The sequence below is a fragment of the Kribbella endophytica genome, assembly GCF_054781295.1.
In genome coordinates this window covers 1,303,866-1,324,129 of the sequence record NZ_BAAGUR010000001.1, presented here as the reverse complement: position 1 = coordinate 1,324,129, position 20,264 = coordinate 1,303,866, and the positions used below count along the sequence as shown (strand labels likewise).

General features: G+C 70.6%; 18 protein-coding genes. 9 read left to right on the top strand and 9 right to left on the bottom strand.

What is annotated here, in order from left to right; all coding sequences use genetic code 11:
* The first annotated feature begins 35 nt into the window (after window positions 1-35).
* Both ACYVIO_RS06350 and ACYVIO_RS06345 read left to right on the top strand, forming a co-directional pair.
* Window positions 36-2,243, top strand: a complete 2,208-nt coding sequence (locus ACYVIO_RS06350) for a DUF4328 domain-containing protein (protein ID WP_460649701.1) — start codon at window positions 36-38, stop codon at window positions 2,241-2,243.
* Window positions 2,244-2,344: 101 nt separating this feature from the next.
* Entirely contained in the window at window positions 2,345-3,109 is a 765-nt protein-coding gene (locus ACYVIO_RS06345; RefSeq protein ID WP_460649700.1) for a sugar phosphate isomerase/epimerase family protein, read from the top strand.
* Window position 3,110: 1 nt separating this feature from the next.
* Here the strand turns inward: ACYVIO_RS06345 and ACYVIO_RS06340 are convergent, their stop codons facing one another.
* Window positions 3,111-3,686 carry an NADPH-dependent FMN reductase gene (locus ACYVIO_RS06340; protein ID WP_460649699.1) on the bottom strand — a complete coding sequence of 192 codons (576 nt, stop codon included), beginning with the start codon at window positions 3,684-3,686 and terminating at the stop codon, window positions 3,111-3,113.
* Window position 3,687: 1 nt separating this feature from the next.
* Window positions 3,688-4,101 (bottom strand): PPOX class F420-dependent oxidoreductase, encoded by a 414-nt coding sequence (locus ACYVIO_RS06335; protein WP_460649698.1) that lies wholly within the window; start codon window positions 4,099-4,101, stop codon window positions 3,688-3,690.
* Window positions 4,102-4,203: 102 nt separating this feature from the next.
* Here ACYVIO_RS06335 and ACYVIO_RS06330 point away from each other — a divergent pair, with 102 nt between their 5' ends.
* Together ACYVIO_RS06330 and ACYVIO_RS06325 are read left to right on the top strand one after the other, a co-directional pair.
* On the top strand, window positions 4,204-4,815 hold the full coding sequence (locus ACYVIO_RS06330) for a TetR/AcrR family transcriptional regulator (protein WP_460649697.1): 612 nt from the start codon (window positions 4,204-4,206) through the stop codon (window positions 4,813-4,815).
* 137 nt (window positions 4,816-4,952) lie between these two features.
* Window positions 4,953-5,090: a hypothetical protein gene (locus ACYVIO_RS06325; RefSeq protein ID WP_460649696.1), complete on the top strand. Its 138-nt coding sequence runs from the start codon at window positions 4,953-4,955 to the stop codon at window positions 5,088-5,090.
* A 17-nt stretch (window positions 5,091-5,107) separates the two neighbouring features.
* Here the strand turns inward: ACYVIO_RS06325 and ACYVIO_RS06320 are convergent, their stop codons facing one another.
* The 3 genes from ACYVIO_RS06320 to ACYVIO_RS06310 are packed head-to-tail and all read right to left on the bottom strand — an operon-like array spanning window position 5,108 to window position 9,073.
* Window positions 5,108-6,139, bottom strand: a complete 1,032-nt coding sequence (locus ACYVIO_RS06320) for an S-adenosylmethionine:tRNA ribosyltransferase-isomerase (protein ID WP_460649695.1) — start codon at window positions 6,137-6,139, stop codon at window positions 5,108-5,110.
* Entirely contained in the window at window positions 6,136-6,852 is a 717-nt protein-coding gene (locus ACYVIO_RS06315; protein WP_460649694.1) for an SDR family NAD(P)-dependent oxidoreductase, read from the bottom strand. Before ACYVIO_RS06315 ends, ACYVIO_RS06320 begins: the two co-directional genes overlap by 4 nt.
* 34 nt (window positions 6,853-6,886) lie before the next feature.
* Entirely contained in the window at window positions 6,887-9,073 is a 2,187-nt protein-coding gene (locus tag ACYVIO_RS06310) for a discoidin domain-containing protein (protein ID WP_460649693.1), read from the bottom strand.
* A gap of 105 nt (window positions 9,074-9,178) precedes the next feature.
* On the opposite strand from ACYVIO_RS06310, the gene ACYVIO_RS06305 reads away from it, so the two are divergent.
* Entirely contained in the window at window positions 9,179-11,401 is a 2,223-nt protein-coding gene (locus tag ACYVIO_RS06305) for an outer membrane protein assembly factor BamB family protein (protein WP_460649692.1), read from the top strand.
* Here the strand turns inward: ACYVIO_RS06305 and ACYVIO_RS06300 are convergent, their stop codons facing one another.
* Complete coding sequence (locus ACYVIO_RS06300) at window positions 11,402-13,042, bottom strand: FAD-binding oxidoreductase (RefSeq protein ID WP_460649691.1); 1,641 nt, start codon at window positions 13,040-13,042, stop codon at window positions 11,402-11,404. It abuts the gene before it with no gap.
* 82 nt (window positions 13,043-13,124) lie between these two features.
* On the opposite strand from ACYVIO_RS06300, the gene ACYVIO_RS06295 reads away from it, so the two are divergent.
* The 3 genes from ACYVIO_RS06295 to ACYVIO_RS06285 all read left to right on the top strand — a co-directional run bounded on the left by ACYVIO_RS06295 (window position 13,125) and on the right by ACYVIO_RS06285 (window position 16,749).
* Window positions 13,125-13,745 (top strand): TetR/AcrR family transcriptional regulator, encoded by a 621-nt coding sequence (locus tag ACYVIO_RS06295; RefSeq protein ID WP_460652064.1) that lies wholly within the window; start codon window positions 13,125-13,127, stop codon window positions 13,743-13,745.
* Window positions 13,746-15,287 (top strand): glycerol-3-phosphate dehydrogenase/oxidase, encoded by a 1,542-nt coding sequence (locus ACYVIO_RS06290; protein WP_460649690.1) that lies wholly within the window; start codon window positions 13,746-13,748, stop codon window positions 15,285-15,287.
* 268 nt (window positions 15,288-15,555) lie between these two features.
* Entirely contained in the window at window positions 15,556-16,749 is a 1,194-nt protein-coding gene (locus ACYVIO_RS06285) for a DUF4328 domain-containing protein (protein WP_460649689.1), read from the top strand.
* A gap of 36 nt (window positions 16,750-16,785) precedes the next feature.
* Here ACYVIO_RS06285 and ACYVIO_RS06280 read toward each other — a convergent pair whose 3' ends face one another.
* Window positions 16,786-17,505, bottom strand: a complete 720-nt coding sequence (locus ACYVIO_RS06280) for a protein phosphatase 2C domain-containing protein (RefSeq protein WP_460649688.1) — start codon at window positions 17,503-17,505, stop codon at window positions 16,786-16,788.
* Between the two features lie 69 nt (window positions 17,506-17,574).
* Window positions 17,575-18,507 (bottom strand): NAD-dependent epimerase/dehydratase family protein, encoded by a 933-nt coding sequence (locus ACYVIO_RS06275; protein ID WP_460649687.1) that lies wholly within the window; start codon window positions 18,505-18,507, stop codon window positions 17,575-17,577.
* A gap of 106 nt (window positions 18,508-18,613) precedes the next feature.
* Here ACYVIO_RS06275 and ACYVIO_RS06270 point away from each other — a divergent pair, with 106 nt between their 5' ends.
* Window positions 18,614-19,213, top strand: a complete 600-nt coding sequence (locus tag ACYVIO_RS06270; RefSeq protein ID WP_460649686.1) for a pentapeptide repeat-containing protein — start codon at window positions 18,614-18,616, stop codon at window positions 19,211-19,213.
* Window positions 19,214-19,325: 112 nt separating this feature from the next.
* On the opposite strand, the gene ACYVIO_RS06265 is transcribed toward ACYVIO_RS06270, so the two are convergent.
* Window positions 19,326-19,967, bottom strand: a complete 642-nt coding sequence (locus ACYVIO_RS06265) for a VanZ family protein (protein WP_460649685.1) — start codon at window positions 19,965-19,967, stop codon at window positions 19,326-19,328.
* Window positions 19,968-20,264 lie beyond the last annotated feature (297 nt).

The window sequence follows — 20,264 nt, the reverse complement described above, 5'->3', positions numbered from 1 at the left end:
CAGACGGAGTTCCAGCAACGCGAGGGACGCACGACGTGAGCCACCCGCAAACGGCGGTCTTTTCCGCTGTCGAAAACCACGACGAGTGGCAGCCACATGCTGCTGAGGAGTTCCAGCAGGTCGGCACCGTCGGCAAGATCGCGACCGGGCTGCTGTTCGCCTCCACGCTGACCCATCTGGTGGTCACGTGGTCGGACTGGAACACCTACAACGCGGTCAGCCAGTTCCTCGGCGACGGCGCCGACGTCGACATGGCGATCCTGAACCGGGCCGACACGATCGCCCGGCTCACCTCGATCCCGAACGTGATCGTCTCGGTCGCGGCCGCCGTGGTCTTCGTGATCTGGCTGTGGCGCGCGCGGGTCAACTCCGAGGTCTTCTGCCAGGCCGACCACCGCCGCAGCCACGGCTGGGTGCTGGCGAGCTGGTTCTGCCCCGGCCCCAACCTCTGGTACCCCAAGCAGATCGTCGACGACGTCTGGCTGGCCAGCGATCCGAAGACTCCCGTGTACGCCGACGACCTGCGCCGATTCAGGCCGCCGCTCCTGACCCAGGTGTGGTGGATCACCTGGGTCGGCGCGCTCGCGTTCGACATCGTGGTGCGCCGGTTCCTGATGTGGATGGCCCCGAGCGTCGGCACGCTGCGCGGGATCGCGCTGGCCGGTACGGCGTCGTTGCTGCTGACCGCGGCCGCCGCGGTCGGCGGCATGATGGTGATCCGCAAGATCAACGCGATGCAGGCCGGCCGCGAGTGGGTCCCGTGGTGGGACCAGCGCGAGCCGAAGCTGACCGCGGTCCCGACGTACGCCGACGACGACACCTCCGAGCAGCAGCCGATCGCCGAGCCGATCGCGACCGCCCCGGCGCTGCGCCTCGAGCGCTCCCCGGAACGCCGGACCGGCTACAACCAGCAGCCCCCGAACCAGTACGCCAACGAGACGACCTTCGGCGGCGGCCCCGCGGGTGCCAACCCGTTCAGCGCCCCGGCGGCGAACGAGACCACCTTCGGTGGTGGATCCGGCGCGAGCCCGTTCGGCGCGCCCGCGGCCGGTGGATTGGCCGCCGAGGCGGTCAGCGGTGGAGCCACCGGCTCGCCGTTCGCACCTGCCGGCGCACCCACCGAGGAAGAGGCTCCGGCCTGGAGCCCGTTCGCACCGGTGGCGGAGACCTGGCAGGAAGCCGGCCCGGCCACCGAGCAGTTCAGCCCGGTCGAGACCTGGCGCGACGCGCCGGGTCCGGTCGCGGAGGCCACCCCGTCGTACCAGCAGACCGCTTCGGGTCTGGAGTCGCCGAGCTGGGCCAACACCGGCAGCTACGGCTCCACCTCGACCGAGGACGACCTGCTGTCGGCCCCGCTGCCGAGCTGGCAGGCCGAGACAGTCGCCCCGCCGTCGCTGAACGCCGCGCAGCCCGACCCGTACTCGTACCAGCCCGAGCAGCCGACCCCGGTCGCCGAGACGGAGCCGTCCTGGTCGTCGACGTACGCGCAGGGCTACGCCTACGAGACCTCGTCCGACTACCTGACCTCGTCGGCACCGATCCCCGCACCCGAGCCGGAGCCCGAGCCTGCTCCTGTTGCGCGCGCAGGCCGCCGGGCCGCTCGGGTCGCGGTGGACAGCCCGTCGACGGTCCAGCCGGCCGCACCGACCTACGAGGAGCCGAGCTACCCGGCGACCGACGACGACTACCTCACGCCGTCGAAGCCGCTGCCCTCGGTGCCGTCGTACGGGCCGGAGCCGACGTACACGCCGGAGCCCGCGCCCTACACGCCCGAGCCGACCTACGCGCCGGAGCCGACCTACGCGGCGTACGACGCCCCGGCGGTCCCGACGAACTACGAGACGGCGTACACCCCGGACTACAGCTCGTCGTACACCGAGTCGACCTACTCGGACTACAGCTCGTCCTACGCGCCGCAGCAGCCGGCCGAGCCGTCGTACGAGTCGTACAGCTCGACCTACGACTCGTACAGCGCGCCGAGCGCGCCGCAGAGCAACTACTCCGACACCAGCTACGACTACAGCCCGAACTACGCGCCCGAGTCGTACGACAACGGGAACTACTCGTCGACGGACTACAGCGCGACCGAGTACTCCCAGCCGGCCGAGCCGCAGTACCAGCAGGCGCCGTACTCGTACGAGCCCGCCGAGCCGCCGGCAGCCACTCCGCCCCCGGCCCCGGCCGAAGAGGACACCGGCGAGCACACCGCTCCGCGGACCCACCCCCGCCGCCGCTGGACCTGATCCGGCCCCGGCCCTCCCGAAGAGGCCTGATCCCTCCCCCCGGGATCAGGCCTCTTCTTCGTCCTGTGTGGAAAGCGTTTGCACGGGTAAGCTCGGGTGACATGACCCTGGCCTTTTCGACGCTCGGCTGCGCCGGCGCACCACTCGACACCGTCCTGGACCTCGCCCACGCGAACAAGATCTCCGGCCTGGAGCTGCGGGCCGCCGACGAAGAGTTCACCCACGTCGGACTGACCCCGGCCGAACGCCGTACGCTGCGCGGCCGGATCGAGGACGCCGGACTGGAGATCCTCGCCGTCGACAGCTACGTGCACCTGTGCGGTGTCGAGGAGCAGCCGCTCGCCGAGCACCTCGAGCTCGCGCACGACCTCGGCGCCCGCGGCGTCCGCGTCTTCATGCGCGACGACCCGGACGCGACCGGCGAGCCGACCCCCGGCGAGCTGCGCGCGATGGATCGCGTCGCGCAGTCGTCGACCGAGGTCAGCGTCCTGCTCGAGACCCACGACACCCACTCGTCCGGCCGGAGCATCGCCGCGTTCTGCGAGCTGCTCGACCGCGAGGTCCCCAGCCACAACGCGAAGGTGATCTGGGACGCGGCGCACACCCGCCGGACCGGTGAGACGCCGGCCGAGTCGCTCGAGCTGCTGCGGCCGTGGCTCGAGTTCGTCCAGATCAAGGACCACGACTCGCAGCGGGAGTACAAGCCGGTCGCGATGGGCGCCGGCGACTACCCGATCGCTGACCTGCTGGCCGCTCTCGACGGCACCGACTACCCGCTCTCGCTGGAGTGGGAGCTCAAGTGGCACCCCGACCTGCCCCCGCTGTCCGAGGCGCTGCCCGCCACGCTGGCCTGGATCTCCTCCTGAGCTAGGCGACCAACCGGAGCGGTTGCAAGGCACGGGCCCATCGGACGACCTCCCCGACCGTCTCGTGCAACTGCTCCAGGTGGTGCGCCGCCGGGACGAACTCACCCGGCTCGCGTGGGTCCTCGATCTGCCAGTCGGTGTAGACCGACAGCGCGACCTGGCTCGCGACCACCGCGACGTTGACCTCGCCGAGCGTGAGCCGGAGGTGCTCGACCGCTCGTTGCGCGCCGTGCGTCCCGTAGCCGACGAAGCCGGCCGCCTTGTCCACCCACTCGGCGTACAGGTAGTCGATGGCGTTCTTCAGCGCCGCCGGCGCGGAGTGGTTGTACTCCGGGGTGACGAACACGAACCCGTCGTACGCCGCGACGGTCCCGGCCCACTCCTTGGTGTGCGCGTTCCGGTACTCGCCGAACTTCGCCGGCACGGCTTCGTCGAGCAGCGGCAGCGCGAGCTCGGCGAGGTCCACCAGCTCGAAGGCGACGCCGGCGTGCCGCGCGTTCTCCAGCACCCACCGCGCGACGGCGGCACCGCGGCGACTCGGCCGGGTACTCCCGACGACGATCGCGATCCGGGTCATCTCAGGCGTCCTTGCGGTGGTCGGTGCGGAGCGGAGCGTACGGCGCAGCTTCGACCGCGCGGCCGTCGAGGTGCCAGCTCCAGCTGACCGTCGGCGTGATCCGGAGGTAGGTGCCGGCGCCGAACTGCCCTTCACGCTCGATCACCTCGGCGGTGCCGTAGACCCGGACGAAGCGCGGCGACCAGGGGTCGCGCGACACGAGGTCGTCGACGACGAAGGCGATCCGGTCGTAGCCGTTCCGCACGTTCAGCACCTTCCGGGTGCGGGCGGGGTCGTGGCCGCCGATGTAGAAGTACGTGCCGTCGTACTCCAGACCGACCGGGACGACGTCGGGCTGGCCGTCGCCGTCGACGGTGGCGAGCCGGGCCAGCGGCTGGGACTTCAGGTAGGCGAGCTCTTCCGCGGTGAAGGACATCGGGGTTCTCCTCAGAGGTGGTGTGGCGATAAGGTACAACGATCGTTGTGACTAGTACAACGGGCGTTGTATTCCTGACGCCGGAACCCGCTGGAGGGGACTGTGGACAAGCGCACCGCCGTACTGACCGGAGCGCGGACGGTCTTCGCCCGCGACGGCTACACCCGGGCGAGCATCGACGTGATCGCCGCCGAGGCGCAGGTCTCCACCCGGACGATCTACAACCACTTCCGGGACAAGGCCGGACTCTTCGCGGCCGTGATCGAGACCAGCGCGGCCGGCGTCGCCGCCGCGCAGCTGGCGCTGATCGACCGATACCTGGGCACGATCGATGACCTGGAGAAGGATCTGGTCGCCTTCGGGATCGCGTGGCGTACGCCGGTCCCGGACCACGTCGAGCACTCGGCCCTGGTCCGCCAGATCAACGCGGAGGCCGGCCACATCCCGGACGAGGTGATCGAGACCTGGCAGCAGACCGGCCCACTCTCCGTACGCCGTGCGCTCGCCGGCCGCTTCGCCGAGCTCGCCGCCGACGGACTGCTCGCCGTCAACGATCCGGTCCGCGCCGCACTGCATTTCTCGGTCCTGATCAGCGGCACCGACCCGGCATACCGATCCCGCACGGCAGAGCAGGAGCTCGCCGAAACCGTTCGGGCTGGGGTGCACGCCTTCCTCCACGGCTACGGCAGTTCAAGATCGAACCAAACGGCCTAGGCCACAATTGGGATTCGGTTCCGTCGCGTGCATGACGATGGGCACTACTCACTCGTCAAACGAGTGAAGTCCCGACGGGGGACCTTGCAGGTAAGGACATTCGCGATGAGTGCTACCAGCGTGCGGTGGTGGGTCGGATGAGTCCGAGAGCTGTGGACAAGCGGGCCCGGCCGGGCAACGAAGGTGGATCGCCGGCCACGGAACCCCCTGCCGACCTGACCGAGGTCGGGCAGCCGGCGGAGACCGAGGAGCCGGTCGACGCGGACAAGGGCTGAGCGCCGGGCCCGCTCGGTCAGCGCAGCATCAGGCACACGTCACCGAACTCGTGCCACAGGTAGTGCTGCTGCAGCGCCGCGTCGTACGCCTGCTGCACGACAGCACCGCCGACGACCGACTCCAGCAGGAGCAGGTGGGACGCCTCCGGCGCGTGCATGCCGGTGATCAGTCCGTCGACGACCGACGCGGGCCGGTCAGGTCCGAGGACCAGATCGGTCCAGCCGCTCGATGCCAGCACGGCTCCGCTCGGCAGTGCGCTCGACTCGATCGCGCGGACTGCCGTGGTGCCGACGGCGATCACGCGGCCGCCGTTTGCCTTGACCCAGTTGACGAGCCGAGCGGTGTGCTCCGGTACGGCGTACCGCTCGGGCAGTGGCGGCTCGTGGCTCTCCAGCGACGAAACCCCACAGTGCAACAGGACCGGCGCGATCAGTACGCCGGCCGCTGCCAGCTGACTGACCAGCTCGAAGCTGAACGGCCTGCCCGCACTGGGCATCTCCGCCGAGCCCGGCTGGTTGGCGAACACGGTCTGGTAGAGCGCGAGCGGCCACGGCCGGTCGACGTACTTGTAGGTGATCGGCCGCCCGTACTTGCGCAGGTACCCGACCACGTCAGCCGCCGGCGGCTCCGCTCGCCACAGCCGCGTCGAGCCTTCCTGGTACGGCGCCAGCAGCGTCAGTACGCCGTCCGGCAGCTCCACCTGGTCACCGATCGCACCACCGAGCATCGGCGAGCCGCCGTTGCGCAGCTCGACCACCCAGGTGCCGTCGTCGAGGGCGGTCGAGAAGTGCACCACCACGGGCGCCACGCCAGCGCCGGTGATCCAAGAGCCGTCAACAGCGGCGGCCAGCGTGCCGGAGGTGTTCACCAGCAGGAGATCGCCCGGCCGCAGATGCTCGCCGATCCGGTCGAACCGCGTGTGCCGCACGGTCGACCCCTCCGCGACCAGCAGCTTCACCTGATCCCGCGCCAGTCCGCGAGCCTCCGGCGGCTCGACCGCGTTCAGCTCATCGGGCAGCGTGAATCGCGTCTGTGGATGGACCTTCACGAGGCCACCGCCGGTGCGAACTCGGACGCCCGGTAGCGACCGCTCGCCGGCCGGCTGTCCAGCAGAGCGAGCAGAGCCGGTACGACGGCCGCCGGCTCCGGCCGGTCCGAGATGTCCTCACCCGGGAAGGCCGCCTGGTGCATCGCGGTCCGCAGGTCACCTGGATCCACGGCGTACACGGCGAGCTCGGGATGCTCCGCCGCCAGTACGGCGCTGGCGTGATCGAGCGCGGCCTTCGCCGATCCGTAGCCGCCCCAGCCCTCGTAGGCTTCGACGGCCGCGTCGGAACTGACGTTGAGCACGATCCCGTTCGCCTTGCTCAGTTCAGGAATCAGCGCCTGAGCCAGCGCGATCGGCGCGATCACGTCGACCTCGTACACCCGGCGGAGCTCGTCGAGATCGGCGCCGGCCAACCTCTGCAACGGGCTCGGGCCGAGGTAACTCGCGTTGTTGACCAGGAGGTCGAGCCGGCCGAGCTCGCCGACCGCGTCCAGGAGATCGGCGCGGTGCTCGGCGTCGGTGACGTCGCCGGCCAGCGGCACGACGTCGGTCGTGGCGGCCAGTTCGTCGGCCGCGTCCTTCAGCGCGCCGGCTCCCCGAGCGTCGATGATCAGCGACCATCCACGCTCGGCGAGCCCCTGCGCGAGCGCCAGCCCGAGGCCGGCCGACGCTCCGGTGACAACAGCAACAGGACGATTCTGCGAAGGAGTCATGCCGATTACTGTGTTACCTCAAGTCAACTTGAGGTCAAGAGCTGTACACCTCGTACTCCGACAGCTGCCCCGCAGGCCAGCCGGTGTTGCCCGTAACGGTGAGCCGGACGTAGCGGGTGCTGACGGCACTCGGCAGCGTGATCGTCGCGGTGTTGCCGGAGCCCGGGTCGAAGGTCCGACCGGCCGCACCGGCCAGCTGCGTGTACGACGAGTTGTTGGTGCTGCCGAGCACCGCGATGGTCTGGGTGCGGGTGCCCCAGGCCGAGCTCGGCGGGAGCTTCAGCACCAACCGCTTGACGGTCTGGTTGCTGCCGAGGTCGACCGTGATCGACTGCGGCCACGCGTTGTTCGCGCTTTCCCAGTAGCTGTTGGCGTTTCCGTCGACCGTGTTGGTCGGCGAGTAGTTCTGCACCTGGCTGGTCGCCGTCACCTGCTTGCCTGCGGCAAGGTTTCCGGTCGGCGTACCGGGGTCGGTTCCGCCACCCGTGCCGGGCTCGACCCAGTTGCAACCGCTCCACGTCGAGTCCCAACCACTGTTGCCGGAACCGCGGTTCAGCGCGAACGTCCCCCCGGGGTACGCGCAGTTGTAGACGCCGGCCCGGCCGACTCCACTGGCCCGGACGTTGCTGATCGACGCCGACCCGGTCGTCTCGGCCTGGAACGCGAACGTCCCGGCGCCCTCGATCGAACCGCCGTCCACGGTCACGTTCTGCACCGGGCGACCGGCGCCACCGCCGTCGACGAACTGGTACGCCGACCACGGGCTGGCCACCAACCGGTTGTTCGTCAGCCGGACCTGCGCGTTGATCTGACTGTCGTACGCGTCGATCCGGATCGCGCCGTGCGGGTGGTTCTGACCCCAGTTCGGGTTCATCGCGCCGGTCCGGATCAGCGTGTTGCCGGAGACGTTGATCGTGCCCGCGAGCGGGAAGAACGGCGAGCCGAACGACTGGTTCGAGATCGCGATCCCGCCGCCGAGCGCGTTGGTGTCGGCGATCAGGTTGTCCCGGACCGTCATGTCGGTGCCGCCGTAGATCGCGATGCCGTTCGCCAGGTTCGGCTGCACGATCGTGTTGTTGGCGAAGGTGGAGTTGCGGTTGGCCGCGTTCAGCGACCAGGCCGCGAGCGCGTCGTCGCCCTGGTTGCGCAGGTAGTTGTTCCGGATCTGCGCGTTGTTCGCGGTGCCGTTCAGGTTCAGGCCGTCAGCGGTCATGTCGTAGAACCGGTTGTTCTCGACCACCAGATTGTCGTTGTTGCCGGTCAGCCAGAGCCCGACCTTGAGGTGCTGCAGCCAGAGCCCGGAGACCACCGAGTTCGGGCCGAGGCTCCCGTTGACGAAGTTGTCCGGCGAGTAGTCGTTGCGTTCGGTCACCTCGCCGATCACCGCGAAGTCGTGCAGTTTCACGTTGCCGCCGCCGTTCGGGCGGTCGATCAGGTGGTGGCTGAGCAGCACCGAGTGCCAGCGGCCGGCGCCGCGGATCGTCACACCGTCGGGGTTGATCGTGCCGCCGACCTTGAACCGGCCCGCGGGAATCCACACGGTTCCACCAGAACCGCGGGCGGAGTCGATGGCGCTCTGGATCGCGCCGGTCGAGTCGTTGTTGCCGTTCGGGTCGGCGCCGCGGTCGGTGATCGAGATCGAGCCACCGGGCTGACCGGCCGGGCCGGCCACGTTCTCGAACTCGACGTCGTCGATCGTGTACGGGCCGGCGGTGTTCTCGCCGTCGACCTGCAGCTTGATCTTCGCGCCGGCGTTCACGGTCCGGCCGAGCTGGAGCCGGGCGTGGTCGTAGAGCTTGTGGGTCCGTGAACCGGCGATCCAGCTGGTGTCGACGTAGCTGTACTTCGAGGTCACCGCGAGCTGCTGGGACAGCTTCTGGCCGTCCACGTAGACCGACAGGGTGCCGGACCGGCCATCCGGAACGGCGTACGCGACGGTGATCGCGTTGGTGGTGGCCGGCGCCGTGAACTCGACGTACTGGCCGCCGTTGAGCGTGACGGCCTGCCGGTTCGACGCCTCGGCGGCGAGCGTGCCCTGGGCGTAGCTCGGGCCGATCTTGCTGCCGTTCGTGGCCGAGCTCTCGGCCTCGACGATGGTGAAGGGGAGTGTCGCGCCGACGGCCTGGACGGCGGTCGGGGCGGCTGCCGCGGGGGACAGGCTGACACCGGCTAGAGCGGTTGCAGCGACTGCCAGCGCAGCGATATGTCTGGGGGCGGACATAGAGCACCTTCCTTGGGGGCGGTAAGGAGAAGGATTTTTATTCAAATATCTTGACGCTTTTACGCAAAATACCTACAGACACCGCCAGCTGTCACTATGTCGCGGGTGACGGGGCTACGCGAGCGGTGGAACGACCTGATTCCAGGCGCGGCCGAACTGGCCGACGACCTGGCCGCGCGCTACCGCGCGGACGAGCGACGGGCGTACCGCGACCAGTACCTGCAGCGGGTCCTCGACGCGCTCGGCACGCTGGACCAGCTCAGCACCGACCCGACGGCGGTCTATCTCGCCGCGTGGTTCCATCGGGCGGTCCACGAGCGCGGCGGTGAGTCGGACGCCGAGGCCTCGGCCGCGCTGGCCGAGCAGGAGCTGCCGTCGTACCACGTGACCGCGGCGCGGACCGCCGAGGTCGCTCGCCTGGTCCGCCTGACCGGTACGCCGGCTCCGTGGGCCGACGCGCTGGCGGACCCGAACGCCGATGTCCTGCTCGACGCGATCAACGCGACCCTGGCCGGTCCCAACTACGCGACGCACGCCGCCGAGGTCCGGCGCGACGCCACCGATCGTCTTGCGGCGATCCGGGAGCGGCACACCGTCGTACAGGGGCTGCTCGAGGGGCCGATCTTCCGGACACAGCTTGGCCGCGACCGGTACGCCGCGGCCGCGCGCACGAACCTCAAGGCGGAGCTGGAAGTCCTCGACGGCGAGATCCCGGCGCCTTGGCGGGGCTGGCAGCGGGCGGCGCTGATCGGCGTCGTCCTGGTCGGTCCGTTGCTTGCCGCCCTGGCGAGCTTCGGGGCCACCGACATTCCGTGGGAGGCGTCCGCGCGCTCGAACTCCGGTTCCCCCTGGCTGTCCGTGGTGCTCTGCGTGGTCGCGCTCGGCACCATCCCGCTGCTCTACCGCTACGCCCGGAGGAACGGCCGCCGGGCGAAGGTGGTCACCGGCGCGGTGATCGCGGTCGCGGTGGTGGCCTTGGTGATCGCGGTGCTGCGCATCCCGGCCACGACGTCGTCCAACGGACCTGGTGGCCGAGTGCCGCTGGTGCTCGTCGCGCTGACCCTGCTCCTGCTGAGCGGGATCGCCGCGTTCGTGTCGGCGTCGCTGGGCGGCCCGGCCCCGGTCGCCGGCCGAGGTCAGGTGCTCGCCGGTGTCGCCGCGGTGGTGGTGATCGTCGTCCTCACGGTCTTCGTTGCCGCGCCGGTCGGGCAGAGCTACCTGCTGCGGGCGAACGAACGCATCACCGGCTCGGCCGCCACTGACGCCGCGGCACCGCGGTCCGAGCTGGACGGCCGGATCGCGTGGGTCAGCCCGAGCACCTCGCTGCGGGCGGAGGCGGTCGGCGCGGCCGTGACGACCCGGTACGGCATCGCGATCTCACGGCAGACCGGCACGGTCGAGATGCTCGACCCGGCGACCGGCGAGGTGCGCTGGAAGCACACCCGGTCGGACGTGGACGCGCGTCCCAAGCTGGCCGCCACCGGGGACGGCCGGCTGCTGCTCGTGAACTTCGACAGACTCGGCTACCTGCTGCTCGACGCTTCGACGGGCCGTCGCGCTCCTGGGCAGTGGCCGCGCGACGAGGACAACACCCTCGAGAACGCCGACCCGCTGCTGACCGGAGAGCAGGTCTCCAAGGGCTCGGACAAGCTGCGCGGCGTGAACGAGAAGGGCAGGACGAGCTGGACCTTCGAGCCGGGTCGGTGCACCAGCATCAGCGCCACGGCAACGAAGGACACCGCGGTGGCGTTCCTCAACCGCAGCTGCGGGAAGGCGCCCGACGAGAGCGTCGGGCTGGACCTGAAGACCGGCAAGGAGCTGTGGAGGCGTTCGAACCACTGGTCCAGCGACGACCAGCTGACGATCGACGGTCTGCTGGTCGTGGTGGAGTCGGAGTCCAAGGCGCGGTCCACGGTGATCGGCGTCGAGGCGCGGACCGGTGAGGTCAAGTGGCGCTGGGACCTGCCCGAGGCGTGGGCCTGCGGCACCCGGCTCGAGAAGGCCGGCCGGCAGGTAATGCTGCTGAACTGCCCTTCCAAGGCGGCCCAGCGGACCGCGGTCGTGGCGACGGTGCTCGACGGGGAGACCGGCCGGATGGCATGGCAGCGCACGGTGCCGGACCAGCTCGGCATCCACGCGAAGATCACCACCGACGGCCGAGTGGTGTCGCTCGACACGGCCAGGAGCAACTGCGTGCTGACCGTGCTCAGCGAGTCCGGGCAGCGGCAGGTGACGCTCCCGGAGGAGGTGGTCTGTGGCCGCGGTCTCCAGACGGTCGGCAACCAGGTCCTGGTCTCGGGCCGGGACACCGTGATCGCGCTCCGCTGATCAGGCTTCCGGCAGGAGGATCCCGGGGCTGAGGATGTTCGCCGGATCGACCACACGCTTGACCGCCTGCAGGCTCTCGATCGCGAGCGGGCCGATCTCATCGGCGTACGCGTCGCGATGGTCGGTGCCGACGCCGTGGTGGTGCGTGATCGTCCCACCGGCCGCGCCGATCGCCGTACTGGCTGCCGTCTTCGCCTGCCGCCACTGCGCGACCGGGTCCTCGGCCTGCGCGCAGACGACGGTGAAGTAGAGCGACGCGCCCGTCTCGTACACGTGCGACACGTGGCAGAGCACCAATGGCGGCGTCCCTTGATCGCCCAGCGACTTCACCAACGCGTCCGTCACCGCCGCCTTGAGGTCGGGCAGCTTCGACCAGAACCCGGCCGTCTCCAAGGTCTCCACCAACGCGCCTTCGTCGAGCAGCGGATCACGGAGGTACGGCGCGCGGTAGCGGCCCTTGCGCCAGGTCTCGCCCGCTTCCTCGCCCAGCGGCTCGCCGCCCGCGTCCGCGAGCACCTCGGCCACAGCAGCACGCCGTACGGCGGTCGCCGTGCCCTCGAACCCGACGATCGCCTGGACGCCGCTCGCGCCACCGAGCACCTCGGGATCGGCCAGGTTCACCGCGGTCTCGGCCTCGTCGGACAGCCGCAGCACGGTCGGCAACGGCCCGTCCTGCGCGAGCCGCCGAATCGCGTCGAGTCCCTGCTGGAAGTCGCCGAACCGCCAGCCCTCGAAGAACCGCTCGACCGGCCGCGGCCGGATCCGCACCACCACCGACGTGATGATCCCGAGCGCACCCTCCGATCCGAGCCACAGCTGCCGCAGATCCGGGCCGGCCGCGGACATCGGCGCCCGGCCGAGCTCGACCGTCCCGCGCGGCGTCGCCACCGTCATCCCGACCACCATCTGGTCGAACCGCCCGTAGCCCGCGGACGACTGCCCGCTCGACCGCGTCGCCGCGTAGCCGCCGATCGAGGCGCCCTCGTACGACTGCGGGAAATGCCCGAGCGTGCAGCCCTGCTCGGCCAGTGCGGCCTCGGCCGCCGTCCCCCTGAGTCCGGCCCCCAGTCGCACGGTCCGGGAGATCTCGTCGAGCTCATCGACCTGATCGAGCCGCCGAAGATCCACCGCGATGAAGGCTGTCGCCGGCGCCAACCCGCCCACCACCGAAGTCCCACCCGCGTACGGCACCACCGCGACTCCCAGCTCGGAGCACGCTTGGAGAATCCCCAGCACCTCCTCGTGCGAGCCCGGAAACACCACCGCCTCCGGCATCCCGGCCTGATCCCCGGCCCGGAACCGCAAGAGGTCAGGAGTCGAGTAGCCGCGGGTGTGCGCCCACCGGACGTCGCCGTCGACCGACACCCACTCGTCGCCCAGCAGCCCCGCCAGCCGCTCCACGGCCCGGCTCGGGCCCGCCGCGCCGGCAGCGTCCGCGCCCGCCCCGCGCTCCGCCGCGCCCGCGAAGCCGGCGCTGGCGTCGGGGGCGCCAGGCTCACCTTCCCCCTCCATCACCTCGCGGCGGCGTACGCCCAAATGCTTCAGCGCCGCGAGTGCCGCCTCCGGGACCTCGACCGTCTGAGCGGGGTCGCCCCAGCGGCCGGGCGTGAGTTGCACCACCGGTAGGTCGGACTCGGTCATGCTGCACTCCCCATCGGTGGGTTCGGGAGGTACCGTCCGACTGTTCCGGCACCATGGACTCGCTGATACACTCTGACGCGTGATGTCTCAGCGTAGCAGCGACCTCGAAGCCACTCCGTCCGCCCGTCCGGCCCCGGCGAACGCGATCGGCGAGGAGCGGATCCTCGACGCGGCGTACGAGCTGCTGCTGGCGATCGGCATGCGCCGGATGACGATGGCCGACATCGCCCGGCACGCCGAGGTCTCCCGCGCGACGCTCTACCGCCGCTGGCCGAACGTCCAGGCCGTCGTCGCCGCGCTGATGACGCGCGAGTGGACGACGGCGCTGATGTCGGCCTTCCAGCCCGAGGCCGTCGACGGTCGCGCGCGCCTGGTCGAGGGCGTCGTCGAGGTGGTCGGCAAGACCCGCACGCACCCGCTGATGCGCAAGATCATCGAGCTCGACCCCGAGTTCCTCACGCCGTACCTGCTCGAGCGTCGCGGCAGCAGCACGGTCGCGCACCTCGCATTGGTTGCCGAGGGCATCAAAGCCGGTCAGGCCGACGGCTCGATCCGCGCCGGCGACCCCGACTGGCTGTCGCGCCAGATCATCCTGGTCTCGCTCGCGTCCGCGGTCTCCGGCCCGGTCCTCGCCTCCCACGACGAGTACCCGCTGCTCGACGAGGAGCTCCGCGCGATGCTGAACCGCTACCTGGTGCCCTAGATGATCTCGGTCGGCAACTCCAGCCTGAACGCCGCCCGGCGGACCAAGGAGCTCGACTGGCTGGACACCCGCCGGCAGGTCGACGTCCTGGTGGTCGGCGGCGGAGTGACCGGTGCCGGCGTCGCGCTCGACGCGGCCGCCCGCGGCCTGACCGTCGCTCTGGTGGAGAAGCACGACCTCGCGTTCGGTACCAGCCGCTGGAGCTCGAAGCTCGTGCACGGCGGCCTGCGCTACCTGGCGTCCGGGCACGTCGGGATCGCCTACGAGAGCGCCGTCGAACGCGGCATCCTGATGAAGACCACAGCACCGCACCTGGTGCACCCGGTCCCGCAGGTCGCGCCTTGGTTGCCTGAGGCAAGGTTCATGCAGGCCGCGCTGATCCGCTCGGCCTTTCTCGGCGGCGACGTCCTGCGCACCTTCGCGCACACCAGCGACGACTACCTGCCGCACTCCCGCCGGGTCAGCTCGGCCGAGGTCCTGCGCTACGCACCCACCGTCCGCCCGCACGGTCTGCGCGGCGGCTTCCTGACCTGGGACGGCCAGCTGTACGACGACGCCCGGCTCGTCGTCGCGATCGCCCGGACCGCGGCCCTGTACGGCGCCCGCGTGCTGACCCGGTGCTCGGCCGAGCAGGTCACCGGCCGGGGCGCTGTCGTCGTGGACCAGTTGAGCGGCCGTCGCATCGACGTGTCCGCGCGGATGGTGATCAACGCCGGCGGCATCTGGGCCGACCAGGTCGCCACCGGGATCAAGCTGCGCCCGAGCCGCGGGACGCATCTGGTGCTGCCGCAGTCGGTGTTCGGCGAGCTGTCCGCCGTACTGACCGTGCCGGTGCCGGGGGAGCCGCGGCGCGTGGTGATGGCGATCCCGGCGCCCGACGGCCGGGTGTACGTCGGGCTGACCGACGAGGACGCGCCCGGGCCGGTCAGCGACGTACCGCAGGCCAGCGACGCGGAGATCGACTTCCTGCTCGGCACGATCAGCGCGGCGGTGCGCGAGCCGATCACCCGCTCCGACCTGCTCGGCACGTACGCCGGGCTGCGGCCGCTGCTCGACACCGGCCACCACCGGGGCGAGGACAAGACCGCCGACATCTCCCGGCGGCACGCGGTGATCACCAGCCCGGACGGCCTGGTGACGATCGTCGGCGGCAAGCTGACGACGTACCGCCGGATGGCGCAGGACGCGCTCGACGCCGCGCTCAAGCAGTCAACGCTGGAGGTCCGTCGGCCGTGCCTGACGCACCGGATCCCGCTGGTCGGCGCGGCCGACCGGTCCCGCCTCGCGACGGTCCGTGCACCGTCACGCTTCGTCCAGCGCTATGGCGTAGAGGCGCCCGACGTGATCGCCGGCGACCCAGCCCTGCTCGAACCGGTGGCACCAGGCCTGGCCACCACACACGCCGAACTGCGCTTCGCCGTACGCCACGAAGGCGCCCTCGACGAAGACGACGTCCTCGACAGACGCACCCGCCTAGGCCTCTCAGCCACCGACCGAGAACTAGCCCGCCCCGCAGTCCAAGCAGCCTTCGCCGCAGTCTGACCCGACACCCAACAAGTCGCCGCAGTCTGACCCGAAACCCAACAAGTAGTCCCCCCGCCAGGCGCACACCACCTCTCACCCAGCCCCACCCCAGCCGCCCCTTTCCTTCCTTTGCTTTCCCCACCCTCCGCCCGATCGCCCTGTGCATACCGCCGAGCAGCACCCGCCGCTTTCCCCACCTTCCGCCCGATTGCCCTGTGCATACCGCCGAGCGGTACCCCCGCCTGAGATAACTTATGGGTAGCCGCGACCTGGGGAGGTGGGGATCGTGAGTCAGCAGTATCCAGGCCAGGGTCCGTACCCCGGCAGTCATCCGCAGAACGTGGGCCAGTTCCACGGCGGCCCGCCGCCGGCCGCGCCGCCGAAGTACCGCACGCTGGGCCGCCTCGCGCGGGTCGCCGTCGCGCTGATGGCCGGGACCGTGCTGGTCAGCATCATCCAGACGATCCTGATGTGGTTGTCGTACGACGACGTGAAGCGCCTGGTCTACGGCTTGCTGTCCGAGGACGAGATCGACACCGGCGCCGAAGCGGTCGTGGGGGCGGGGCCGTTGCTCGACGGGCTCGGGTACCTGTTCGCCGCGGCCGGGATCGTCGTGGTGATCTGGCTCTGGCAGGCCCGGGAGAACTCGGAGATCCTCAAGCCGCCGTTCGCGACGACCTATCAGGGCTATGACGCGGGCAGCAGTGCGCACCGGCACTCGACCGGCTGGACGGTCGGCGGCTGGCTCTGCCCGGTGGTCCAGTTCTGGTACCCGTTGCAGGTCGTCGGCGACGTGATCCGCGCCAGCGAACCGCCGAACCAGCCGGGCATCGCGCGCTCGGGCCGGATCCGCTCTCTGCTGTTCGGCTGGTGGGCGGCGTGGGTCGCCTTCTGCGTCGTGGCGGTCGGCAGCGGGTTGTTCGCGGGGATCAGCTTCATCACCTGGTTCATCCGCCTGGTCAACCGCGCCGACGAGGCGAACCTGACCGGCGACTACGTCGACATCTACGACCTCCAGGACTACCTGGTCCGCCTCGCGCTCGGGATCAACATCGCCTTCACCGTCGGCACCGTGCTGCTGATCATCGCGGGGGCGACGTTCTCGCTGCTGCTGCTCCAGGTCAGCACCTGGCACGACGAGCGCGCGCCGCAGTCCGGCGTACCGCTCGGGCCGACGCTGCCGTACAACTCGCCGTCGTACCTGCCGCCGGTCGACCGGACGCCGCAGTACGCGCCTCGCCCGCCGCAGACCAACCCGTACCACCAGGGCCCCTACCAGGCTCCGCCCGCTCAGCAGCCTCGCCCCGGCGGTCCGTACGGCCCCGGCGGATACGGCGGTACGACGGGCTCGAGCCCGAACGGCCCCGGCCCGACGCACCCGCAGGACACGAGCCCGCCCACGCCGCGAGCGGACCCGCCGAGGTCTCCTTGGCCAACCCGTGAGGGTGGCCCCCCGGAGTACCCGTCCGGCTCGCGCTGAGTTTGCCGGGCGCCCGGCCGGGTGATCAGCGCGGGTTCAGCTCAGTCGGCAGAGCACGGCAGTCGCGTCGTCGTGCCGCTTCCCCCTGAAGCTGCCCTTGGCCGCAGCGACGTCGTACGCCCGCACGCGATCGATCAACTCCCGCGGCCCGCCGGACTCCAGCACCGCGACCAACTCGGCCCACGAGTGCCCGTACCGCTCGGCGTACCGCGACGCCCCGTCGGTCATCACCGCCACCGACGCCACCTGCTCGCGCGGCGTCGTACCGGACAACGCCTCGTACGCGGCCGCCGGCAACGTGCTCGCCACCCAGAACCCGCCCGGCTGGTTCCGCGCCTTCCGCACCGCCTCGAACGTGTACTCCGGCAGGTAGTCGACCCGGTCGTCCGCGACCGTCGTCACCCGCCCGTCCGGAGCCCGCAGCACCACCGGCGAATCCGCGAGCACCAGATGCTCGACACTCTCCGCCCCGACCCGCACCATCGCCACCGTCGACGAGGGGCTGTCCGGATTGCCCAGATCGCACGTCCCCGCATGCAGAGCACCGACCCCGGCAATCGCTTCCGCCAGCAGGTCGACCAACGACGCCGTCGACCGCCCGATCAGCGGCGCAGCCAACTGCGTTCCCAACTGCCGAACCAGCCACGTCACGTCGTGCCGGCACCCCGACTCCACCCCAGCACTCGGCGGCGGCGCGGTCGCCCCGTCCAGCACCACCACGAAGTCCGGCCCGCTCACGACCAGGTCCTCGTTCACTCCCACGAGCCGATCAGGAGCCCCCTCACACACCGACCAGATCTCCACGGCCCCCATTCAACCCGGTTGCTAAGCGTTGGCCTCCTGCGGCACTGCCACCTCACGCGCTTCCCAGGTGTCGGCCAGCGACTCGTCAAGCGACAGCGTCGGCGTCCACCCCACCGTCTTCTCGATCAGTCTCGTATCGGCCTGCTGCCAAGGCACCGAGTCAGCAGACGACCCCGCATGCCCCGCGTGCACCGTCCCCTCGACCACCTTGGCCCCCGTCCCACTCAGCTCGACCAACCGCTGGACGACATCCCGCGCCAGCGCCGCCTGGCCGGACCCGACGTTCAGCACCGGCGGTGGCTTCTCGTCGGTCAGCGCGACCGCCAGCACCGCCTCGGCCACGTCGCGAACGTCGACGTGGTCCCGCCACGCCTCCAACGAGCCCAGCTCCAGCGTGTCCGTCTCCTGCACCTGCCGCACCACCCGCCCGAGCAACGTGCTCGCCGGCGACCCCGGACCGCTGAGGTTGAACGACCGAACGACCACCGCATCCGCGCCGTTCCGCCGAGCCCGCAGGACCAGCTCCGACCCGGCCAGCTTGGTGAACCCGTACGCCGCCTCCGGCCGCAGCTCCGCCTCTTCGTCCTGGCTCGTCCCGTGCGGCGCACCGCCGTACTCGGCGGAAGAGCCCAACTGCACGAGCCTCGCGTTGTTCGCCGTCCGCTGCATCGCCGACAGCAGTGCCTCGACCGCGACCACGTTCCCGCGGGTCAGCGCGACCGTGTCGCCGTGCGTCGCGGCCGCCGCGTTCACGATCACCGTCGGCTTGTACATCGCCACCAGCGCGTCGAGGGCGTAGCAGTGCCCGGTGGCCAGGTCGAACCGCCGGTGTGGATCACCCGTGCTCCGGGTCATCCCGCGGTGCTCGATCCCACGCTCGGTCAGCAGCGCGCAGATCCGGGCTCCGAGGAAGCCGCCGGCGCCGAACACCATCACCCGCTCCGATCCGGTCACCCGGCCCATCTTGCCCGCCCGGGTTGTCGATCGGAGAAACTTTGTCCGTCGAGGTCGTCACAATGCTGATCACAGGCCCTGCGCCGCAGGACCGAGAGGAGACCTTGTGGCCAACCGCCGTCTGCCCACGACCGAGTCCACCGTCCGCGACTGGGACGACGCGGATCCGTCCGGCCAGACCTACACCCGGGTGCTGTTCCTGGACTCGGACATGACCGAGATGGCCAACACCGGAGGAGTGTTCGAGGAGTGCGTCTTCCGGGGCGTCCGGTTCAACGCCTCGACGCACACCGACGCCGCGTTCGTGAACTGCGCGTTCGTGCGCTGCTCGTTCTTCGACACCACGTTCACCCGCTGCAAGCTGATGGGCAGCACCTTCGACGACTGCTCGTACAACCTGCTCAAGGCCGACGGCGGCGACTGGTCGTTCACCAGCCTGCCGGGCGAGGACCTGCGCGGCGCCGAGCTGAACGGCCTGAAGCTGCGGGAGGCGGACCTGACCGGCGTACGGGCGGCGAAGGCGACGCTGAGCAACATCGACCTGTCCGGAGCGATGCTCCAACGGGCCGACTTCACCGGCGCCGACCTGCGCGGATCGGACCTCACGTCGCTCGACCCGCTGACCGTCCAGCTGCGGGATGCGATCATCGACCTGCCGCAGGCGATGGCGATCGCGCAGTCCCTCGGGCTCGACGTTCGGCCGTAGCTGTGGGTGAAGTTGTGGACAGCTGGAAAGTTATCCCCCGGTTCGTCCACAACCTGTGGATAACTTCCTACTCTCCGTGTCTTCCAGCCCGTCGTACGACGGAATCGGTGACTCAGCGCAGCCGAGCGACCGGCCGGAGCCGACTCGTCCGCTGAATCATCGCAGGCCGGGCCGGGAGATCGGTCCGCCGATGCCGCGCCGGCGGCCGCCCGCGCATCGTCAGCAGCGCGGCGTGCTCCACGACGTACTCGGGACTGGTCAGCGGCCGCGTCCGGTTCAACGCCTGTACGCCGGCCGCGAGCCCGACCCCGGCGAAGGCGCCGAGCGTGTTCGCGATCAGGTCGTGCACCTGGCACGAACGCCCGAGCTGGGGGACCAGCGCCTGGACGGCCTCGACGGAGGCGGACAGGCCGATGCCCGCCGCGATCCCGTCGGCCGGACGCCCACTGGCCAGCGTGAGCATGCCCGCGGCCGGGACGAAGAGCACCACGTTGAGCAGCCCCTGGAGCGAGGTGAGCCCGCCGGTCGTGGTCAGGTGCGTGCCGCAGACCCCGAGCCCGCCGTGGTTCGCCGTCGGGCTGAGCGTCGCCGCCAGCACGAGCGCGAACGAGGCCGGCAGGAACAACGACGCCAGCCGGGGGACGAGCCGGTCACCACGCCGCCGTACCGCCGAGAGGGCGATCGGGATCGCCATCCCGGTGAGAACGAGCCACGTGTCCAGCAGGTGCGGGATGCCGCGATAGGTCTCGAGCACGTATCCGGATCCTCCGTCGTCAACCGGCCCACGCGCGCCCGTCCGGACCCCGCGCGAAACACAACGTCAGTGGTTCTTCGCCCTCGTTCGCTTCCAGATCAGACGTTCCATCGAGGCGGCACCCGCTCGCCAGCCCCTTCCGGACATCTGCACGCACCCGCAAGCAAACGGTGGTCACCCCGTGACAATCCGTAGTCGAACTGACACGCCCTATCGGTGCCCAAGGCAACATCAATCGGCAGTGCCGACAGTGGCCGCGGGCTCGGCGCTCGACCGTGCGCCCCGGCGATGGCACCA

Excerpts from the sequence above, each read along its gene's own strand:
- ACYVIO_RS06340 (WP_460649699.1), bottom strand. The coding sequence starts at position 3,686 with ATGACCCGGATCGCGATCGTCGTCGGGAGTACCCGGCCGAGTCGCCGC.
- ACYVIO_RS06290 (WP_460649690.1), top strand. The coding sequence starts at position 13,746 with ATGATCTCGGTCGGCAACTCCAGCCTGAACGCCGCCCGGCGGACCAAG.
- ACYVIO_RS06310 (WP_460649693.1), bottom strand. The coding sequence starts at position 9,073 with ATGTCCGCCCCCAGACATATCGCTGCGCTGGCAGTCGCTGCAACCGCT.
- ACYVIO_RS06295 (WP_460652064.1), top strand. The coding sequence starts at position 13,125 with ATGTCTCAGCGTAGCAGCGACCTCGAAGCCACTCCGTCCGCCCGTCCG.
- ACYVIO_RS06345 (WP_460649700.1), top strand. The coding sequence starts at position 2,345 with ATGACCCTGGCCTTTTCGACGCTCGGCTGCGCCGGCGCACCACTCGAC.
- ACYVIO_RS06335 (WP_460649698.1), bottom strand. The coding sequence starts at position 4,101 with ATGTCCTTCACCGCGGAAGAGCTCGCCTACCTGAAGTCCCAGCCGCTG.
- ACYVIO_RS06300 (WP_460649691.1), bottom strand. The coding sequence starts at position 13,042 with ATGACCGAGTCCGACCTACCGGTGGTGCAACTCACGCCCGGCCGCTGG.
- ACYVIO_RS06315 (WP_460649694.1), bottom strand. The coding sequence starts at position 6,852 with ATGACTCCTTCGCAGAATCGTCCTGTTGCTGTTGTCACCGGAGCGTCG.
- ACYVIO_RS06325 (WP_460649696.1), top strand. The coding sequence starts at position 4,953 with ATGAGTCCGAGAGCTGTGGACAAGCGGGCCCGGCCGGGCAACGAAGGT.